Here is an 18,551-nt window from a genome sequence, read left to right on the forward strand (position 1 = left end):
ATGGATGTTTTGCTTATTCGTCAGTTTTCTCATGCTTATCTAACTCCTTCCAAATTCGATCAAATAACATCTGATATTTAGGATGCTTACGCGCTTCAAATGGCGTAATAGTTCGAATTTCAATTGGTACATCAAACGTTTTTGCTATCCTGCCGGGGTTTGAAGCCATCAATATAATACGGTCACTCATGGCAATTGCTTCGCCAATATCATGCGTAACTAGTATGGAAGTCTTTTTGTACGCCTGTAATAATTGAAATACCAGATCCTCCAACTTTAGCTTTGTTTGGTAATCAAGGGCGGAAAATGGTTCATCAAGGAGCAGTATTTTTGGATCAGTTAGCAATGTTCGAACTAAAGCAGCACGTTGTCGCATACCGCCCGATAATGAGCGAGGATAATCATTCGCAACGTTCGGCAATCCTACTTCCTTTAGTAACTGCTGTGCTCGTTCTTTGGTCTCCATTGTTATGGAACCATTTATTTTCTGCCCGATCATGATATTTTCGAGAACGGACTTCCAAGGAAAAAGATAATCCTGCTGAAGCATATATCCGATAGCTAAACTTGTTTCTTTTAGTGGTTTTTCTTCTAATATGACCTCCCCAGTTGTCTGAGAAATAATCCCGGCAATTATGGAGAGTATGGTTGATTTTCCACACCCACTTGGACCTAATAATGAAATAAATTCACCTTCATTAATAGATAGTGAGATGCTGTCCAGAGCCTGTGTATAGCTCTTTTCTGAAAAGTAGTGATGTGACAGGTTATCTAAGGTTAGAAAAGCCATTGATTTTCCCTCCTTAGTTTATAACTTCCTCTGCATATTCCGTGTTTACCAATTCGTCATACGGAACATCTGCAGGCAGTTCGCCAGCTTCCTTCATAATGTCTTTTAGGTTATTCCATTCTTCTTTATCCAGAATTGGATCTGTCGCAAAGGAGCCTTGCTGTTTATACCGTTCTACTGATGATGCAAGAATATCTAACTCTGTATCTTTAAAATATGGCTGGATTACTTTTGCTATCTCCTCTGCACTATGCTCAGCCACCCATGTTTGTGCTTGATACACAGCTTCTGTGAACTTTTTGATTTGTTTATCATTGTCCTTGATATAGCTTTGTTTTGCCATGAACACGGTATACGGAACATGACCAGACTCTTCGCCAAACGATGCAATGATATGGCCTTTTCCCTCTTTTTCAAAAATGCTTGCTGTTGGTTCAAATAATTGCACATATTCCGCATCACCTGACACAAAAGCACCGGGAATGTTAGCGTAATCAATATTTTGCAGTAAATTCAGATCCTGATGTGGATCAATATTATGCTGTTTAAGTACATATTCTCCAACCATTTGTGGCATACCGCCCTTACGCTGTCCTAGAAACGTACTGTTCTTAAGGTCCTCCCACTTAAAATCAGGATGGGATTCCTTAGCTACCAAAAAGGTTCCATCTGTTTGCGTTAATTGTGCAAAGTTAATTGCGTAGTCATTTGATTCTTGGGCGTACACATAAATCGATGTTTCAGAACCGACAAGGGCAATATCCGCACCGTCCGAGAGAAGTGCAGTCATTGTTTTGTCGCCGCCCCAAGTGGTTTGCAGTTCAACCTCAAGCCCTTTTTCCTCAAAAAAGCCTTTCTCAAGTGCAACGTATTGAGGTGCATAAAAAATGGAACGTGTAACTTCAGCCAGTTTTATCGAAGCCTTTTCATTTGAATTACACGCCGTCAATAAAACAATTGCCAATCCAATAAGCAATGTAAGGGTCACTTTTTTCATAAGCTCAGGTCCTTTCCTTTACGAATAGAATAGTGTCTAAATAGTCTATGAAATCCTTAAAAATGTGTGAATGCCCATGTGATTGAATTGCGTGTAGGTGCAGAATCAGATCAGTCAAAATACAGTCCACATCGCAGCTGATACGGTCCGCCCTGGCCAAAATACAGTTCACGCCTGAAATAAAAGCTCAATAAAAAAATCCAGCCTCACGATGAGGCTGGATTGGTATGCTTATTAGCCCTGATAGTGTGGGCCGGCTTGTAAAGTTTCTTTATCAGCTTGTGTGAATTTCTTGAAATTCTCATGAAATTTTATTGCAAGCTTTTTCGCTTCTGTATCGTATGCATCTTTGTCTTCCCATGTACTTTTTGGAATTAACACTTCATCAGGTACACCTGGTACATGCATCGGTGTTACTAATCCAAAAATATCATCTTTTGTGGTTTCTACGGTGTTCAATTCACCTTCGAGTGCTGCATGGATCATAGCACGGGTATATGAAAGCTTCATACGATTGCCGACCCCGTAGGATCCACCAGTCCAACCAGTGTTAACCAAGAAAACATTTGTGTTGTGCTGATCAATTTTTTCACCTAACATTTTTGCGTAAGCAGATGGTGCAAGAGGCAAAAACGGTGAACCAAAGCATGCTGAAAACGTTGCTTGTGGCTCCGTAACACCACGCTCTGTACCTGCCAATTTACTAGTATAACCACTTAGAAAATGGTACATCGCCTGTTCTTTTGTTAATTTACTGATTGGTGGTAATGTACCAGAGGCATCAGCAGTTAAAAAGATAATGGTATTTGGATGACCTGCAACACTAGGTGTTACGATATTATCGATATTTTCTAACGGATATGCAGCGCGCGTATTTTCTGTCAATGTGGTATTATCATAATTAGGAATACGTGTTTTACTATCGAAAATTACATTTTCAAGCACGGAGCCAAATCGAATTGCATCATAAATCTGTGGCTCTTTCTCCTGTGATAAGTTAATGCATTTGGCATAGCAGCCACCTTCAATGTTAAATACGCCATTTGGACTCCAGCCATGTTCATCATCACCAATCAGCTTTCGGTATGGGTCCGCTGAAAGGGTAGTTTTTCCGGTTCCGGAGAGGCCGAAGAATAATGCAACATCACCTTCCTGACCAACATTCGCAGAGCAGTGCATCGGCAATACTTCGCGTTTTGGCAAAAGGTAATTCATAACAGAGAAAATGGATTTTTTGATTTCACCGGCATATTCTGTTCCGCCAATTAAAATGATGCGTTTTTTAAAAGAAACCAGGATAAATGTTTCTGAGTTTGTACCGTCCACAGTCGGGTCCGCTTTATACGTAGGTGCAGAAACAACTGTAAATTCTGATTCATGGTTTGCCAATTCCTCTTCACTAGGTGTGATGAATAATTGTCTAGCAAATAGATTATGCCAGGCATATTCATTTATTACTTGAATAGGTAAACGATAATTTTTATCCGCGCCTGCGAACCCTTTGAATTGGAATATTTCATTTTTATCCTTTAGATAGGTAACAACTTTTTCATAAAGATTATCAAACGATGCTTCATCGATAGCTTGATTAACAGAACCCCAGTCAATAAAATCTTCACAAGATTCCTCACGAACGATAAATTTATCGTTTGGTGAGCGTCCGGTATATTTACCTGTAGATGCCTGGATTGCACCGGATTCCATTAATGTACCTTCATGACGATCCAGGATTCTCTCTACTAACTGAGGTACAGACAAATTATCCTGCACATTATTACCTGTAGTTAACTCCTGCATGAGTGACGATTGTTCCACCGATTTCATATATCATACCTGCCTTTTTGATGGATTTTAATAAAAACTTAATGTTTTGTAAGCGATTTTATAAATCTGATTATTAGTATAACACATTTATAAAAATAGTCCATACTAATATAATATTTTATATGCAAATTCATGTAAAACCTTTCATATAAACTAAAAAAAGTTGACAGAAGCGGTTGATTTCGGTACGATTAGTCACGAACGGATACTCTCTTATTCAGAGTTGGTGGAGGGACAGACCCGATGAAACCCAGCAACCATCACTTTTAGTGAAAAGGTGCTAACCTGATGCAAGGATTACTCCTTGAACAATAAGAGGAAATGGCCACAACACCTTTCCTCATGAACAGGAAGGGCTTTTTTTGTTTTAAAGGTAAAATGAATGCATTTAAGTTAACAACTAATAAAATAGAGATCCGTAACATATTTTAAAGGGGGATTTAGCCAAATGGCTGCAAATCGTCGATTATTTACATCTGAATCGGTTACAGAAGGACATCCTGATAAAATTTGTGATCAGATATCAGATTCAATTTTAGATGAAATTTTAAAGAAGGATCCACTGGCGCGGGTAGCATGTGAAACAACTGTGACAACCGGATTAGTATTGGTATCTGGTGAAATATCTACTAACACATATGTAGATATTCCAGCAATTGTGCGACAAACTATTAAGGATATCGGCTATACACGTGCTAAATATGGGTTTGATGCAGATACCTGTGCTGTATTAACGGCAATTGATGAACAATCAGCAGATATAGCAGGCGGGGTAAATACTGCACTTGAAGCAAGACAAGGTAAAATGACGGACGATGAAATAGCTGCAATTGGTGCTGGAGATCAAGGGCTAATGTTTGGTTTCGCTTGTGATGAGACTGAAGAATTAATGCCTATGCCAATCTCTTTAGCACATAAGCTTTCGAAACGACTGGCTGATGTTCGAAAGGATAAGACGCTGGAATATCTTCGTCCGGATGGTAAAACACAGGTGACTGTAGAATATGATGAAAATGATGAACCGGTTAAGGTGGACACGATTGTTATTTCCACCCAGCATCATCAAGATATCACAACAGAACAAATTGAAAAAGATTTGATTGAGCATGTCATTCGTCCTATTGTGCCCGATCAGTTATTAGATGATACAACGAAATATTTTATAAACCCTACAGGTCGTTTTGTTATCGGTGGACCACAGGGTGATGCGGGACTTACCGGTCGTAAAATTATTGTTGATACCTATGGTGGCTATGCTCGCCATGGTGGAGGAGCGTTTAGTGGAAAGGATTCTACTAAAGTGGATCGTTCGGGGCATATGCAGCAAGATATGTGGCGAAAAATATTGTGGCAGCCGATTTGGCTAAGACTTGTGAGGTACAGCTAGCATATGCGATTGGTGTTGCCGAGCCAGTATCGATAGCAATTAATACGTTTGGTACTGGAAAGGTCAGTGAAGAGGATTTGGTTGACGCAGTGAGAAAACTCTTTGACTTAAGACCAGCTGGAATTATCCGGATGCTTGATTTGCAAAAACCAATTTATAGAAATACATCTGCCTATGGACATTTTGGTCGTACAGACATCTTGTTCCCATGGGAAAAAACAGATAAGATAGAAGAATTAAAAGCATTAACGAATAACTAAGAAAAGCGGAAGCACCCCGTTTAGAAGCAGACGCATAAGCAAGGGGCCGTAGAACGCTATAAATGCCATGGCGCTTCATATCCGGTGCCATGGCATTTTAGATTATAGAGATGTATGATGTTTGTAATACTGACCTTTTTCCACATATGACTTTCTAACACGTTCCATTTCTTTATAGTCTTCCGAGTTGAGTTCGCGAACTACTTTTGCTGGTCTTCCGAACGCTAGTGTATGTGGAGGAATTTTCTTTCCGGGCGGTACTAGACTGCCAGCGCCAAGAAAGGCATGTTCACCAATTTCAGCTCCATCCAGAATAAGCGACCCCATTCCAACAAGTGCATTTTTACGAACAACTGCTGAATGAAGGGTAACCTGATGTCCAACAGTAACGTCATCTTCAATAATAACGGTATTATTCGGGCTTTGATGAACCATTGACAGGTCCTGGATACTTACACGTTTACCGATTTTTGTTGGGGCAACATCCCCACGAATTACGGTTTTAAACCAAATGCTTGACTCCTCGCCAATTGTAACATCGCCAGTTATGACTGCATCTTTCGCTACGTACGCAGATTCATGAATAGCAGGTGTACTATTTTTATAATGGTGTATCATTTGAATCCCCCTAGAAGTATGGTATATAAGTAGTATAACAAATCTTTTAGTAAGACAGGAGGAAGTGCTTTGTCTACCCGTGTACCAGGAACATCTATTACTTTGATGAAGACAGTTTATGCCAATATATTTCCGACGGTTCGCCACGAATTAGCATACTGGAAAAGACGCGCGGATGGGATTCCAAATGAGGAATTACGTGACCAGGCACTTGCAAGTATTTCCTCCAAACGATTTCACTGTCAAGGTGGTGGAGTTTATGCTCTCCTTGCTAGAGAAAATTGGAAAAAGGCAATACGATTTATTGTTGCCTATCAGACAATTAGTGACTATTTGGATAACCTTTGTGATCGGAGCACCTCTCTTGATCCAGATGATTTCAGGCTGCTGCATCAATCCATGATTGATGCGTTAACACCAGGAAATAAGAAAATAAATTACTATCAATTACGAAATGATCAGGATGACGGAGGATATTTGATAGAGTTGGTTCAGACCTGTCAGGATGCATTAACAAATAATAATGAATATCCGGTAATTCAGGGGTTACTAATAAAATATTGTGGCTTGTATGGCGATTTGCAAGTACATAAACATGTTAATCACCATGAGAGGGTGCCGAGATTAACAGGCTGGTTTGAAAAGTACCAAAAGGATTATCCCGATTTAAACTGGTATGAATTTTCGGCTGCAGCTGGATCAACATTGGGGATTTTTTGTTTAGTTGGATACATGCTTGGCGGTAAAATGTCAGCCGAACTTGCATCCGCAATTGATTATGGATATTTTCCATACATGCAGGGGTTACATATATTACTTGATTATTATATCGATCAAAAGGAAGATCAAACTGAGGCAGATTTAAATTTTTGTACGTTTTATGCTAACCAAGTTGAAATGCTGAATCGACTTCAATTCTTTATTGAAAAAACGCATTGCCATGTCCAACAGTTACCTGATCAACATTTTCATGGAATGGTGCAAAGCGGATTAGTGGGTTTATACCTGGGCGATCGAAAAGTGTGTGAACTGAAAAACGGAATAGCTGCGAGAAAGCTTTTACTTAATACAAGCGGTGGCCAAGCGAAATTTTTTAATTGGAATACAAGGCTGTATTATAAAGTGGTCACTGGCAAGTGAAAATCCTCCCTGTCAATAAGGACGGGAAGGAGATTTCACAAAGCTGATGGTTATTCATCTGAATCTTCAATTTGTGGATTGTCAAGTCCACTATTAACGCCCCAGTAATAGAAGAAAAGGGAACCAATTGCGCAAACGGCAGTATCCCATGGAGCTTCGATTATTGGTGGGCCCATATCTTCCGGAATATAGCTTCCCATATAGGACATGACCAGCATATAAAAATAGTAGACAATAAGCCATAAGGAAGATTTGAAATGGCTTTTAATTTCTCCGCCGCTAAATTTCTGATCCTTGTCAACAAACGCAAAGTAAAATATTAGAGACGGGATCGCAATTGGAACCAATAATGAGATCGTGGTCCATCCCGCCCAGTAAACAACGAGGGTTGCTGAAATAAAGGCAAGTGGTGCAATAACTTTAGCACCTTTTAGAAAAAATGGACGTTTCATATCTGGTTTTGATTTTCTAAGAGACATAAGCGATGTTGGACCAACAACAAAGGTTAATGCTTTTGCTGATGTACTACCAGCTACCAACCCTTCCCAGACACGAAATTGTTGTGGAGACATCCACAAGATAGCTAGAATTAATGTTAACCACAACGCACCGCGCGGTAGTCCGGTACGCTTATCAATTTTTTGAAACAGGCTATAAAAAGTTCCGTTTTTGGCCCAGGCAAACAGAGAGCGAGCTGTCGCTGAAAAGTAAATATTCCCTGTTGCTGAAGGTGATACAACTGCATCCAGCAGGACAAGGTTTGCTAACCAGCCAATACCAATCGCGGTTGCAAGTCCTGCCCATGGTGAATCGAAGTTAACGCTGACCCAGCCACCGGAAGCAAGCATATCTGAAGGAACTGCACCGATAAAGGCAAATTGTAAAAGTAGATAAATCAATAAACCAACAAGTACGGATAAGATAATAGCTCGCGGAATATCTTTTTGCGGTTTACGTGCCTCACCAGCGAACTCAATCGGCATTCGAAACCCATTAAAGGCGAATACAATTCCCGCTCCGGTTACAGCTGCGAAAATACCTTTCAGCCCACCAGGGTCTGCGCCGCCAACAGAAAAATTCGATATCTCCAAATGCATGAGTAAAAAGATAATAATTAACGCTGGCACCACAAACTTAAATATTGTTAAAACAGTATTTGTTTTACCAAAAATGTTAACGCTCCAATAGTTAAGTAAGAAAAAAACAATTAACAAAAAGATTTGGAATCCAAATCCAAGTGCGGTTGGCGCCCCGTCATCCTGTCCAAGCGCAGGCCACCAATATTGGGCATAACCACGAACCGCCTCAACTTCAATAGCGACGACACTGGAGTAGGCTAACATAGACAGAAATCCTATTAGAAAACCAACAGTGGATCCGTGGCTAAAATCCGGGTATCGGACAAATCCGCCTGCGCGTGGCATGGCAGCAGCAAGCTCAGCATATACTAATCCAATTAATATAATAATCCCAGCACCAATCAGCCAGGAAATCCATGTATAGGTTCCGGCTAGATTTGCCCCGTTTTGCGCGGCATATAACCATCCGGATCCGATGATTGCACCGACTCCAAGGAAAAATAAATCTAATGCTCCTAACTTCTTTTTTAATTTTCCGTTTTCTTTTTTGGTCATAAGTTTAACTCCCCAATCCTTTTTCTTGATGATCTTCCTTCATGGGCAAACGATTCCCGATATAAGCAATACTAAACAAATAAAACGGAATATTTAAAAAAGATGGGACGGCAAAATACCTATTATGGAGGAATCAGATAGGAATATAAATAAGTTGAAAAAAATAAAAGAGGCTAAGACATGACTAAAATGTTTGACTCAAAGACGAACGATGATAGGATAAGCAGTTTAAAACGTTACTTTTTCTACAGTCGGATCCAATTCGCAGTTGATATAAATAACGACGTATTCTAATAATCATGTTTGGTGGTCCAGCGACCGCTACGGAAAGCGCAGTGTTTTACGCAGCGTTGGACTTATACTCCTATAGTTACGTCGTAGTTTATGGACAAATCGGAGTAAAGTTTACAAAACAGACAAAAAAGTATCCGAACTATGGTTCCAAATTCTAATTAAAGAATTTGGAACCATAGTTCGGATTTCTCTCTGACTGAATCACTTTTGTCTCAGTCTTCAGTTATAAAACTTTACTTAAAAAAGCCTGTGTACGTTCGTGACGCGGGTTATTGAATAGTTCTTCCGGAATATTTTGTTCGACAATCAACCCTTCATCAATGTATAAAACCCGGTCTCCAACCTCGCGTGCAAAGCCCATTTCATGTGTCACAACAACCATTGTCATTCCCTCGTTAGCCAGTTGCTTCATGACCTCTAGCACATCACCAACCATCTCCGGATCAAGTGCTGATGTTGGCTCATCAAACAGCATGATTTTCGGGTTCATCGCAAGCGCCCGCGCAATAGCAACACGTTGCTTTTGTCCACCCGATAAAGATCCCGGATAGCTGCCAGCTTTATCGCTTAAGCCAACTTTTTCTAACAGCTCCTCGGCTTTCCTGGTTGCTTCTTGTTTTGGTGTCCCACGTGTTTTCATGGGGGCAAGAATTATATTTTCCATTACCGTTTTATGCGGAAACAGATTGAATTGTTGAAACACCATACCAACTTCTTGACGGATGGTATTGATATTGGCACTCTTGTCTGTTATGTCCTGACCGTCAACAATTACATGGCCGCCAGTAATTTTCTCAAGCCGATTCAAACAACGAAGAAAGGTGCTTTTACCAGACCCCGATGCACCAATAACACACACTACCTCTTTTTCTTCAATGGAAACACTGATGTCCTTCAAGACTTCAAGTTTTCCAAAGGATTTTTTAAGGTTTTTTACATCAATTATAGTCATCGTAATTCAAATCTCCTTTCAAGAAAACTAGAGAGCAGGGACAATAAATAAATAATGATGAAATACATGACCCCAACTGCAAGCCAAATATTAAAAGCCTCAAAGGTTCTGGCAATAACCACCTGTCCCTTCTGGGTTAAATCGGCAATTCCAATTACTGATAATAAGGAAGTGTCTTTTAAACTAATTATTCCTTGGTTCGTGAAGGTAGGAAGCATTCGCCTAAATGCTTGCGGCAATATAATATAACGCATGTTCTGTGTGCTGGTTAATCCCAGTGAGCGGGCAGCTTCTGTCTGACCCTTATCCATTGACTGGATTCCGGCCCGGATGATTTCAGCGAAATATGCACCTGCATTGATTGCGACAGTGATAATACCAGCTGTAGTGCGGTCCAAAGATATAAATTCAAGTGAGTTCAGACCGAAATAGAAAAAGAATAACTGAACTAAAATTGGGGTTCCGCGAATAGCATCAATAAAAATTTTGGCAATCCAGTTCAGTATCCACCAGGGCGATAATCGAAGCAGAGCCATGATTAAACCAATAATAAAACCAATAATAATTGCAATCACAAATACATAGATTGTCATTTTTAGTCCTTCCCATAAGTAGGGAAGGGAGTCGATAATAACCTCCATTTATCCAACCACCTTTAATAAAAGAAGCGCGCTGTATAGCGCGCTCTCTGATAAATTATTGTTCGCCAAGATAAGTACTTAAAATTTCATCGTATTTACCACTTTCCTTGAGTGCAGCTAATCCATCATTAATCTTTTTAAGGAGTTCATCATTTTCACCTTTTAATACAGCAATACCATAATTGTCCCCGTTCAACCGATCCCCAACCAACTGTAATTTAAGATCACTTTGAGCAATAGCATATGAAATTACTGGATAATCCTCAATTAATGCATCTGATGTGCCGTTAGCCACTTCCTGAAACATGGATGTGCTATCGTTAACCTGCACGATATCATATCCATATTTGTCCTTATTTTCTTCAGCAAAGTTTGCACCAGTAGTTCCTTTTTTAACTGCTACGGTTTTGCCTTTTAAATCTTCTAAACTAGTAATTTCTGAATTTCCATCGGCAACTACCAAAGACAGTCCGGCTTCAAAATATGGATCAGAGAAATTAACTACCTTTTTGCGGTCGTCTGTAATACTCATACCTGCAATAGCAATATCTAGTTCTCCCGCCTGTAATGCCGGAATAATACCACTAAAGTCCATTGGAGATAACTCGATTTCAAAGCCTTGATCCTCGGCAATAGCATTTATTAAATCAACGTCTATTCCTTTGTAATCATCACCCTCCTGAAATTCAAAAGGCGGGTAAGTTGTATCGATACCTACTTTATATACTTTCCCATCACTGTCTCCATTTCCGCCTGAAGCTTTGCTTTCATCTGAGTCGTTTGACCCACATGCAGCTAATACAATCATTAAAGCGAATAAAAGACTAAATAAACTAATCTTCTTCATCGAACTGCCCCCTTATTTGTAATAGAAAACGCTGTCATATGTGTATTTTATAAAAGGACTCCTGTTATGTCAAGAAAAATCAAAATATTAAAACGAGTTTCTGACTATTCAAGTTATAGCGGGTAAAACGACCTATTTTGACAATGTTCGACAATTTAAAAGGTCCTGTTGTTAAATACAACAGAACCTTTATATTTACCGTGTTTTTCTTTCGATTGCAATGATAAAAGGCGGGGTATTTTTTTGATTTATAAATCCGTAATAAAGTACATTATATTGCTTTTGGTTCAGTTGATGGACGTATTCCAAAATATTTCGTTTCTCGATATCCCCACCTTCATGACCATGGTAGACAACTAAAACGACAATCCCGTTTTCTTTCAAGTGTGATAGAATTCCTTCAATGGCAAGGATAGTACTTTCGCTTTTGGTAACGATCCCTTTATCACTTCCGGGAAGATATCCAAGATTAAATATTGCGCCGCCAAGTGATGTTAGTTGATCAACGGTCAGATGATGAATGGCATTGCTGTGACTGTCCTTGATAATGGTTGCATTCGTAATTTTATGTACAGCAAGGTTTTCCTTTGTATGCTCGATTGCCTGCTCTTGGATATCAAAGCCAAATACATGGCCATTTTCCCCAACAATTTCACTTAAAAAAACAGTATCATGACCATTTCCGCATGTGGCGTCGATTACTGTGTCGCCTTTATTTACGGCTTCTTCCATTAAATAATGGGAGAATTGAATAATTCCTTTTAACATGTGTATTCACCCTTATTATGCTTCTCTAGTATTAAATAATTTTAACATGAACATAATAGGATAAGAAGGAAACAGACTTGACAATGATGCACCAATTCATTACAATTCGATATACATATTGTAATAACGATGCAAAGGACTAGTAATAAATAATTCAGGTATAGCGAGACAGTGGTAGGTGGAAACTGTTCCTGAACATTTATGAACTCACCTTTAATGTTGCAGAAGTGAATCTAGTAGTTTCTGCCGTGAATCCACGTTACGGATACAAAGTGAACGTGTGATTAACGTTAATTTGGGTGGTACCGCGGGAGATACAGCTTCTCGTCCCTTTTTATGGGATGAGTGGCTTTTTTTAATTTACAAAGGAGGAAGACAGATGGGTTTTGATCATCAAAAGATTGAAAAAAAATGGCAATCTTATTGGCAAGAGAATAAAACGTTTAAAACGGATACTTATTCAAAGAAAGAGAAGGTATATACGCTTGACATGTTTCCCTATCCATCAGGTGCTGGCCTTCATGTTGGACATCCGGAGGGATATACAGCGACCGATATTTTTTCACGAATGAAGCGTATGCAGGGGTATGAGGTACTGCATCCAATTGGCTGGGATGCATTTGGTCTTCCTGCTGAGCAATACGCACTTGATACAGGAAATAGCCCCGCAGCTTTCACCTTGAAAAATATAGAAACATTTAAGCGCCAGATTCAAGAGCTTGGTTTTTCGTATGACTGGGATCGTGAAATTAATACAACAGATCCGGAATATTATAAGTGGACGCAGTGGATTTTCACGAAGCTTTACGAAAAGGGACTTGCTTACGTAGATGAAGTGGCGGTTAATTGGTGCCCGGCACTTGGTACTGTACTGGCAAATGAGGAAGTAATTGACGGTAAGAGCGAACGTGGAGGGCACCCGGTTGTTCGTAGGCCAATGAAACAATGGATGTTAAAGATCACTGCTTATGCTGATCGTCTTATGGAAGATTTGGAAGAACTTGACTGGCCTGAAAGCATTAAAGATATGCAACGTAATTGGATTGGACGTTCTGAAGGGGCAGAAGTAACCTTTGCCATTGGTGGAACAAATGGAACATTTACCGTGTTCACAACCAGACCAGATACTCTCTTTGGTGCGACATACGCTGTACTGGCACCGGAACACCCGTTGGTTAACGAAATCGTTAAACCTGAACAGAAGGAAGCGGTCGAATCATATCTGTATGAAGTGCAAACAAAGTCTGATCTTGAACGGACGGATCTCGCAAAAGATAAGACAGGTGTTTTCACAGGTGCTTACGCCATTAATCCTACTAATAATGAAAAAATGCCTATTTGGGTTGCTGATTATGTATTAATGACTTATGGTTCGGGAGCGATTATGGCGGTGCCAGCGCATGACGAACGTGACTTTGAGTTTGCTACTAAATTTGAATTGCCAATTGTTGAAGTTGTCGAAGGTGGGGACATAGAAAGCGAACCGTATACAGGGGACGGTGAGCATGTAAACTCAGCGTTTTTGAATGGAATGGGTAAGGAAGCAGCGATTTCAAAGATGATTGATTGGCTTGAAAATAATGACAAAGGTCAGAAGAAGGTAACGTACCGACTTCGTGATTGGTTATTCTCAAGACAGCGTTATTGGGGCGAACCCATCCCAATCATCCACTGGGAAGATGGCACAATGACAGCTGTACCAGAAGAGGAACTACCTTTGGAACTTCCTGAACTAACAGAAATAAAACCATCTGGAACAGGCGAATCCCCACTAGCCAATAGTGACTGGGTGAACGTTGTTGATCCTAAAACTGGTATGAAGGGACGACGTGAAACAAATACAATGCCACAATGGGCTGGTAGCTGCTGGTACTTCCTTCGTTTCATTGATCCCGACAACACTGAGAGAATTGCTGATCCAGAGGCATTAAAAGAATGGTTGCCAGTCGACACGTATATTGGCGGTGCTGAACATGCGGTGCTCCATCTACTATATGCACGATTCTGGCATAAGTTTTTGTATGATATCGGCGTGGTTCCAACCAAGGAGCCATTCATGAGACTCTTTAATCAAGGAATGATTCTTGGTGAAGGCAATGAGAAAATGAGTAAATCAAAAGGTAATGTTGTGAACCCAGATGATATTGTAAGTTCACACGGTGCTGATACACTAAGGCTTTACGAAATGTTTATGGGACCACTGGATGCTGCAATTGCCTGGTCTACAAATGGATTAGACGGCGCAAGAAGATTTCTTGATCGTGTATGGCGCGTGATCATCAATGAGGATGGGTCCCTATCCGAAAAAATTTCAGTGGGTGTTCAACATACGTCGCTTGAAAAGGTATATCATCAAACAGTTAAGAAGGTTACAGATGACTTTGAAAACTTGCATTTTAATACCGGGATTTCCCAAATGATGGTGTTTATCAATGAAGGATATAAAGCGGAACAGCTTCCAAAGGAATATATAGAAGGGTTTGTAAAATTACTTTCTCCAGTTGCCCCCCATATTTCAGAGGAATTGTGGAATAGACTTGGACATCAGGAGACCATTAGTTATGAACCATGGCCGGTCTATGATGAATCAAAACTAGTGGAGGATGAGGTCGAAATTGCTCTGCAGGTAATGGGCAAGGTACGGTCAAAAATAAATGTTGCCAAAGATATTTCTAAAAATGAGCTAGAAAAAGTTGCGCTTAACGATGACAAAATGCAGGAATGGCTGGATGGCAAGACAATTAGAAAGGTAATAGTGGTACCCGGAAAATTGGTAAACGTTGTAGCGAACTAGTTCTGAATTCAGATAGAAAAAACCCGTTATTTCATTCAAATAACGGGTTTTTTTAAATTCCTATTGTTCTAATGGTACCCACTTGGTTGTTAGAATAATCCATTTCCCTTTTTCGAAATACCAAAGCGTTTCAATCGTGCCCAACTGATCCGCATGGTAAGCCCCGCTGATTTGCTGATAGCTTTTTAATCCGTAACCTTTACTTTTACTAATTAATACTGGTTCATAAAACGCTATCGGATCAATCATTAATGAAGCAGGTTTTAGCAGAGCACCATTTTTATTGTAAATCCCCAGTCTGGTGTATGCATTGGTCCGGTCCTTTACATCGACGTAAATTGGTTTATTGCCGGGGGTTAAAGATATAAATACTCTAAAGTTCTCAAGGAATTTCCCTTTAACATATCGCTGAACCGGCAATTCAATTTTGGTGAGTTTTTCATCTTTCAGCGTATTCAGCTGATAACTGTACAATCCTCCGCTTCCTCCGGTAGGGCTTTGATAATAGATGTCAGTAACATCATCATGATTCAGATCATAAAATTGTAAGGTCGGTTCATATCCACCGCCGTATTGGACCTCCCACTTTTTGGAACGGGAATCCTTAATAACCGCCCAAATCTTTTGATAGTAGGAAGAATCTTTACTGAATGGAATTGCTTTTAACACGACTGTCTCTTTTTGATCATCACCTGTGACATCTTCTTTATAGGTATGAATAGTTGTTGATTCAGGTGTTTTTGATTTAGTTTCAGCTTGTAATGAAATGGGAAGAAGAACTATAAGAACTAGTAATAAAGAGAGTGTTAAATATATCTGTTTCATTTTCATTCTCCTGACTAAGGTTAAATTAGGTATGTCTGGCCTACCTTTAGAATGTGTCACATATTTGCAACCTATACGCTAAATAGGTATGATGAAATTCGTAACAAACGTTTGAAAAGAAAGGCTGATTTAGTATGGATAGTATACAGGAGTTTACCCCTGAAGAACTGCAGAATTTGATGGGGAAAGAAAATAGTATTGTAATTATAGATGTGAGGGAAGTTGAAGAGGTGGCACAAGGGATGATAGAAGATGCCAAACATATTCCACTGCAGGAAATTCCAAATAGTATAGATGAATTAAGCAAGGATAAGCACTATGTTCTTGTTTGCAGATCTGGTGCAAGAAGTATGCGTGCAGCAACTTATCTTGATGAACAAGGGTTTAAGGTATCTAATTTAGCCGGTGGGATGCTTGATTGGGATGGTGAAGTTGTTTATTAAACCACTATAATTTAGGCTGGTCTCTTAATATTCCTTAGGCGAAGCCTTAAGGGAAAGCCTAAAAAGAAGAATTCGGGATTCACTGTAATTTGGTGAATACCGAGCTTTTCTAACATCTTGTTAAGTAAGGTTCTAAATTTTTATATGCGAATAGTATTGACTTTTATAAAAGAAGTATGTAAAATGTATTTTGCTGTTCAAAAAACAAGAATCTTTTATTGCTTTAGTGCGAAAAAATATTCATAATAGTTTCTATTGACAGTTTAATTATAAAGTGATATAATTCATTTACTGTCGACATAAACAGACAATGTTGATTTGCTCCTTGAAAACTGAACAAACAATCAAGTAATATGTCAAGCAAAGCGTTAGCGACGTATGGGATGGACTGAACCGCAGGAGATAAAGGAAACACGGTGAGCGAAAGCGAATCGATGTTGACCTTATCGTACGGAGGTGAAGGAAGTCCACTAGTCGCTGGACGCTGAAGCTAGAGAAGCAACGAAACAAAGCTAAGACCAACGATAGAATTGATTGGTGTCGATTCTATTCAAACTTTTTTGGAGAGTTTGATCTTGGCTCAGGACGAACGCTGGCGGCGTGCCTAATACATGCAAGTCGAGCGCGGGAAGCAAGTAATCGCCCTTCGGGGCGTGAGCTTGTGGAACGAGCGGCGGACGGGTGAGTAACACGTGGGCAACCTGCCTGTAAGATTGGGATAACCCCGGGAAACCGGAGCTAATACCGAATAATACTTTTTATCACATGGTAGAAAGTTGAAAGGCGGCTTTTGCTGTCACTTACAGATGGGCCCGCGGCGCATTAGCTAGTTGGTGGGGTAATGGCCTACCAAGGCGACGATGCGTAGCCGACCTGAGAGGGTGATCGGCCACACTGGGACTGAGACACGGCCCAGACTCCTACGGGAGGCAGCAGTAGGGAATCTTCCGCAATGGACGAAAGTCTGACGGAGCAACGCCGCGTGAGTGATGAAGGTTTTCGGATCGTAAAACTCTGTTGTTAGGGAAGAACACGTATCGTTCGAATAGGACGGTGCTTTGACGGTACCTAACCAGAAAGCCCCGGCTAACTACGTGCCAGCAGCCGCGGTAATACGTAGGGGGCAAGCGTTGTCCGGAATTATTGGGCGTAAAGCGCTCGCAGGCGGTCTTTTAAGTCTGATGTGAAAGCCCACGGCTTAACCGTGGAGGGTCATTGGAAACTGGAGGACTTGAGTACAGAAGAGGAGAGTGGAATTCCACGTGTAGCGGTGAAATGCGTAGAGATGTGGAGGAACACCAGTGGCGAAGGCGACTCTCTGGTCTGTAACTGACGCTGAGGAGCGAAAGCGTGGGGAGCGAACAGGATTAGATACCCTGGTAGTCCACGCCGTAAACGATGAGTGCTAGGTGTTAGGGGGTTTCCGCCCCTTAGTGCTGAAGTTAACGCATTAAGCACTCCGCCTGGGGAGTACGGCCGCAAGGCTGAAACTCAAAAGAATTGACGGGGGCCCGCACAAGCGGTGGAGCATGTGGTTTAATTCGAAGCAACGCGAAGAACCTTACCAGGTCTTGACATCCTCTGCCAGCGATAGAGATATCGTGTTCCCTTCGGGGACAGAGTGACAGGTGGTGCATGGTTGTCGTCAGCTCGTGTCGTGAGATGTTGGGTTAAGTCCCGCAACGAGCGCAACCCTTGATCTTAGTTGCCAGCATTTAGTTGGGCACTCTAAGGTGACTGCCGGTGACAAACCGGAGGAAGGTGGGGATGACGTCAAATCATCATGCCCCTTATGACCTGGGCTACACACGTGCTACAATGGATGGAACAAAGGGAAGCGAAGCCGCGAGGTGTAGCAAATCCCATAAAACCATTCTCAGTTCGGATTGCAGGCTGCAACTCGCCTGCATGAAGCCGGAATCGCTAGTAATCGCGGATCAGCATGCCGCGGTGAATACGTTCCCGGGCCTTGTACACACCGCCCGTCACACCACGAGAGTTGGCAACACCCGAAGTCGGTGAGGTAACCTTTATGGAGCCAGCCGCCGAAGGTGGGGCCAATGATTGGGGTGAAGTCGTAACAAGGTAGCCGTATCGGAAGGTGCGGCTGGATCACCTCCTTTCTAAGGAAAAACAGGAAGCGAGAAGCTACATGTAGTGGAAGCTGACCTGTTTAACGGAATCCCTGTGATAACCTGCTGGTTATCCGGGGGCGTAAGCCCTACTATCATGTAGGCCTTGACATATCAGGTTGTTTGTTCAGTTTTGAGGGATGCGAATCTCTCTTTTTGTACCTTGAAAACTAAATAAGAGCAAGATAGACAACGACATCAAAAA

At 40.9% G+C, this 18,551-nt stretch carries 13 protein-coding genes, 1 rRNA gene, 1 pseudogene, 1 riboswitch and 1 other annotated feature; of the genes and pseudogenes, 5 read left to right on the plus strand and 10 right to left on the minus strand.

Annotated elements, in window-relative coordinates:
- Window positions 1-13: 13 nt before the first annotated feature.
- From CFK37_RS12440 to pckA, 3 genes are all read right to left on the minus strand, one after another.
- Window positions 14-790: an ABC transporter ATP-binding protein gene (locus CFK37_RS12440; protein ID WP_089062157.1), complete on the minus strand. Its 777-nt coding sequence runs from the start codon at window positions 788-790 to the stop codon at window positions 14-16.
- Window positions 791-803: 13 nt separating this feature from the next.
- Complete coding sequence (locus CFK37_RS12445) at window positions 804-1,787, minus strand: ABC transporter substrate-binding protein (RefSeq protein ID WP_089062158.1); 984 nt, start codon at window positions 1,785-1,787, stop codon at window positions 804-806.
- A gap of 234 nt (window positions 1,788-2,021) precedes the next feature.
- Entirely contained in the window at window positions 2,022-3,611 is a 1,590-nt protein-coding gene (pckA, locus tag CFK37_RS12450) for a phosphoenolpyruvate carboxykinase (ATP) (protein ID WP_089062159.1), read from the minus strand.
- Between the two features lie 210 nt (window positions 3,612-3,821).
- Window positions 3,822-3,929: riboswitch (SAM riboswitch) on the plus strand.
- A 130-nt stretch (window positions 3,930-4,059) separates the two neighbouring features.
- Between pckA and metK the strand changes: the two are divergent.
- Window positions 4,060-5,258, plus strand: a pseudogene (gene metK / locus CFK37_RS12455) (methionine adenosyltransferase).
- A 102-nt stretch (window positions 5,259-5,360) separates the two neighbouring features.
- Here the strand turns inward: metK and CFK37_RS12460 are convergent.
- Window positions 5,361-5,876, minus strand: a complete 516-nt coding sequence (locus CFK37_RS12460) for a gamma carbonic anhydrase (protein ID WP_089062160.1) — start codon at window positions 5,874-5,876, stop codon at window positions 5,361-5,363.
- Between the two features lie 69 nt (window positions 5,877-5,945).
- On the opposite strand from CFK37_RS12460, the gene CFK37_RS12465 reads away from it, so the two are divergent.
- Window positions 5,946-7,016: a tetraprenyl-beta-curcumene synthase family protein gene (locus tag CFK37_RS12465; RefSeq protein WP_245837221.1), complete on the plus strand. Its 1,071-nt coding sequence runs from the start codon at window positions 5,946-5,948 to the stop codon at window positions 7,014-7,016.
- 50 nt (window positions 7,017-7,066) lie between these two features.
- On the opposite strand, the gene CFK37_RS12470 is transcribed toward CFK37_RS12465, so the two are convergent.
- The 5 genes from CFK37_RS12470 to mnmM form a co-directional block, all read right to left on the minus strand.
- Window positions 7,067-8,650 carry an APC family permease gene (locus CFK37_RS12470; protein ID WP_089062161.1) on the minus strand — a complete coding sequence of 528 codons (1,584 nt, stop codon included), beginning with the start codon at window positions 8,648-8,650 and terminating at the stop codon, window positions 7,067-7,069.
- 517 nt (window positions 8,651-9,167) lie between these two features.
- Complete coding sequence (locus CFK37_RS12475) at window positions 9,168-9,896, minus strand: amino acid ABC transporter ATP-binding protein (RefSeq protein ID WP_089062162.1); 729 nt, start codon at window positions 9,894-9,896, stop codon at window positions 9,168-9,170.
- A complete protein-coding gene (locus tag CFK37_RS12480; protein ID WP_089062163.1) occupies window positions 9,893-10,537 on the minus strand; it encodes an amino acid ABC transporter permease in 645 nt (214 codons plus the stop codon). The genes CFK37_RS12475 and CFK37_RS12480 overlap by 4 nt, the downstream gene beginning before the upstream one ends.
- A 55-nt stretch (window positions 10,538-10,592) precedes the next feature.
- Entirely contained in the window at window positions 10,593-11,384 is a 792-nt protein-coding gene (locus CFK37_RS12485; protein ID WP_089062164.1) for a transporter substrate-binding domain-containing protein, read from the minus strand.
- A gap of 195 nt (window positions 11,385-11,579) precedes the next feature.
- Window positions 11,580-12,152 (minus strand): tRNA 5-(aminomethyl)-2-thiouridylate-methyltransferase MnmM, encoded by a 573-nt coding sequence (gene mnmM / locus CFK37_RS12490; RefSeq protein WP_089062165.1) that lies wholly within the window; start codon window positions 12,150-12,152, stop codon window positions 11,580-11,582.
- A 120-nt stretch (window positions 12,153-12,272) separates the two neighbouring features.
- Window positions 12,273-12,487 (plus strand) — a binding site (T-box leader).
- 44 nt (window positions 12,488-12,531) lie between these two features.
- Here mnmM and leuS point away from each other — a divergent pair.
- Window positions 12,532-14,946 carry a leucine--tRNA ligase gene (leuS, locus tag CFK37_RS12495; protein ID WP_089062166.1) on the plus strand — a complete coding sequence of 805 codons (2,415 nt, stop codon included), beginning with the start codon at window positions 12,532-12,534 and terminating at the stop codon, window positions 14,944-14,946.
- A gap of 60 nt (window positions 14,947-15,006) precedes the next feature.
- On the opposite strand, the gene CFK37_RS12500 is transcribed toward leuS, so the two are convergent.
- On the minus strand, window positions 15,007-15,771 hold the full coding sequence (locus tag CFK37_RS12500) for a hypothetical protein (RefSeq protein ID WP_172840501.1): 765 nt from the start codon (window positions 15,769-15,771) through the stop codon (window positions 15,007-15,009).
- Between the two features lie 134 nt (window positions 15,772-15,905).
- Here CFK37_RS12500 and CFK37_RS12505 point away from each other — a divergent pair, with 134 nt between their 5' ends.
- Window positions 15,906-16,214, plus strand: coding sequence for a rhodanese-like domain-containing protein (locus CFK37_RS12505; protein WP_089062167.1), 309 nt, complete (start codon window positions 15,906-15,908; stop codon window positions 16,212-16,214).
- Window positions 16,215-16,771: 557 nt separating this feature from the next.
- Window positions 16,772-18,337: ribosomal RNA gene (locus tag CFK37_RS12510) — 16S ribosomal RNA — on the plus strand.
- Window positions 18,338-18,551 lie beyond the last annotated feature (214 nt).

The sequence above is a fragment of the Virgibacillus phasianinus genome, assembly GCF_002216775.1.
In the GTDB taxonomy this organism is placed as follows: Bacteria; Bacillota; Bacilli; order Bacillales; family Amphibacillaceae; genus Virgibacillus_F; species Virgibacillus_F phasianinus.

Excerpts from the sequence above, each read along its gene's own strand:
- CFK37_RS12440 (WP_089062157.1), bottom strand. The coding sequence starts at position 790 with ATGGCTTTTCTAACCTTAGATAACCTGTCACATCACTACTTTTCAGAA.
- CFK37_RS12445 (WP_089062158.1), bottom strand. The coding sequence starts at position 1,787 with ATGAAAAAAGTGACCCTTACATTGCTTATTGGATTGGCAATTGTTTTA.
- pckA (WP_089062159.1), bottom strand. The coding sequence starts at position 3,611 with ATGAAATCGGTGGAACAATCGTCACTCATGCAGGAGTTAACTACAGGT.
- CFK37_RS12460 (WP_089062160.1), bottom strand. The coding sequence starts at position 5,876 with ATGATACACCATTATAAAAATAGTACACCTGCTATTCATGAATCTGCG.
- CFK37_RS12470 (WP_089062161.1), bottom strand. The coding sequence starts at position 8,650 with ATGACCAAAAAAGAAAACGGAAAATTAAAAAAGAAGTTAGGAGCATTA.
- CFK37_RS12475 (WP_089062162.1), bottom strand. The coding sequence starts at position 9,896 with ATGACTATAATTGATGTAAAAAACCTTAAAAAATCCTTTGGAAAACTT.
- CFK37_RS12480 (WP_089062163.1), bottom strand. The coding sequence starts at position 10,537 with ATGGAGGTTATTATCGACTCCCTTCCCTACTTATGGGAAGGACTAAAA.
- CFK37_RS12485 (WP_089062164.1), bottom strand. The coding sequence starts at position 11,384 with ATGAAGAAGATTAGTTTATTTAGTCTTTTATTCGCTTTAATGATTGTA.
- mnmM (WP_089062165.1), bottom strand. The coding sequence starts at position 12,152 with ATGTTAAAAGGAATTATTCAATTCTCCCATTATTTAATGGAAGAAGCC.
- leuS (WP_089062166.1), top strand. The coding sequence starts at position 12,532 with ATGGGTTTTGATCATCAAAAGATTGAAAAAAAATGGCAATCTTATTGG.
- CFK37_RS12500 (WP_172840501.1), bottom strand. The coding sequence starts at position 15,771 with ATGAAACAGATATATTTAACACTCTCTTTATTACTAGTTCTTATAGTT.
- CFK37_RS12505 (WP_089062167.1), top strand. The coding sequence starts at position 15,906 with ATGGATAGTATACAGGAGTTTACCCCTGAAGAACTGCAGAATTTGATG.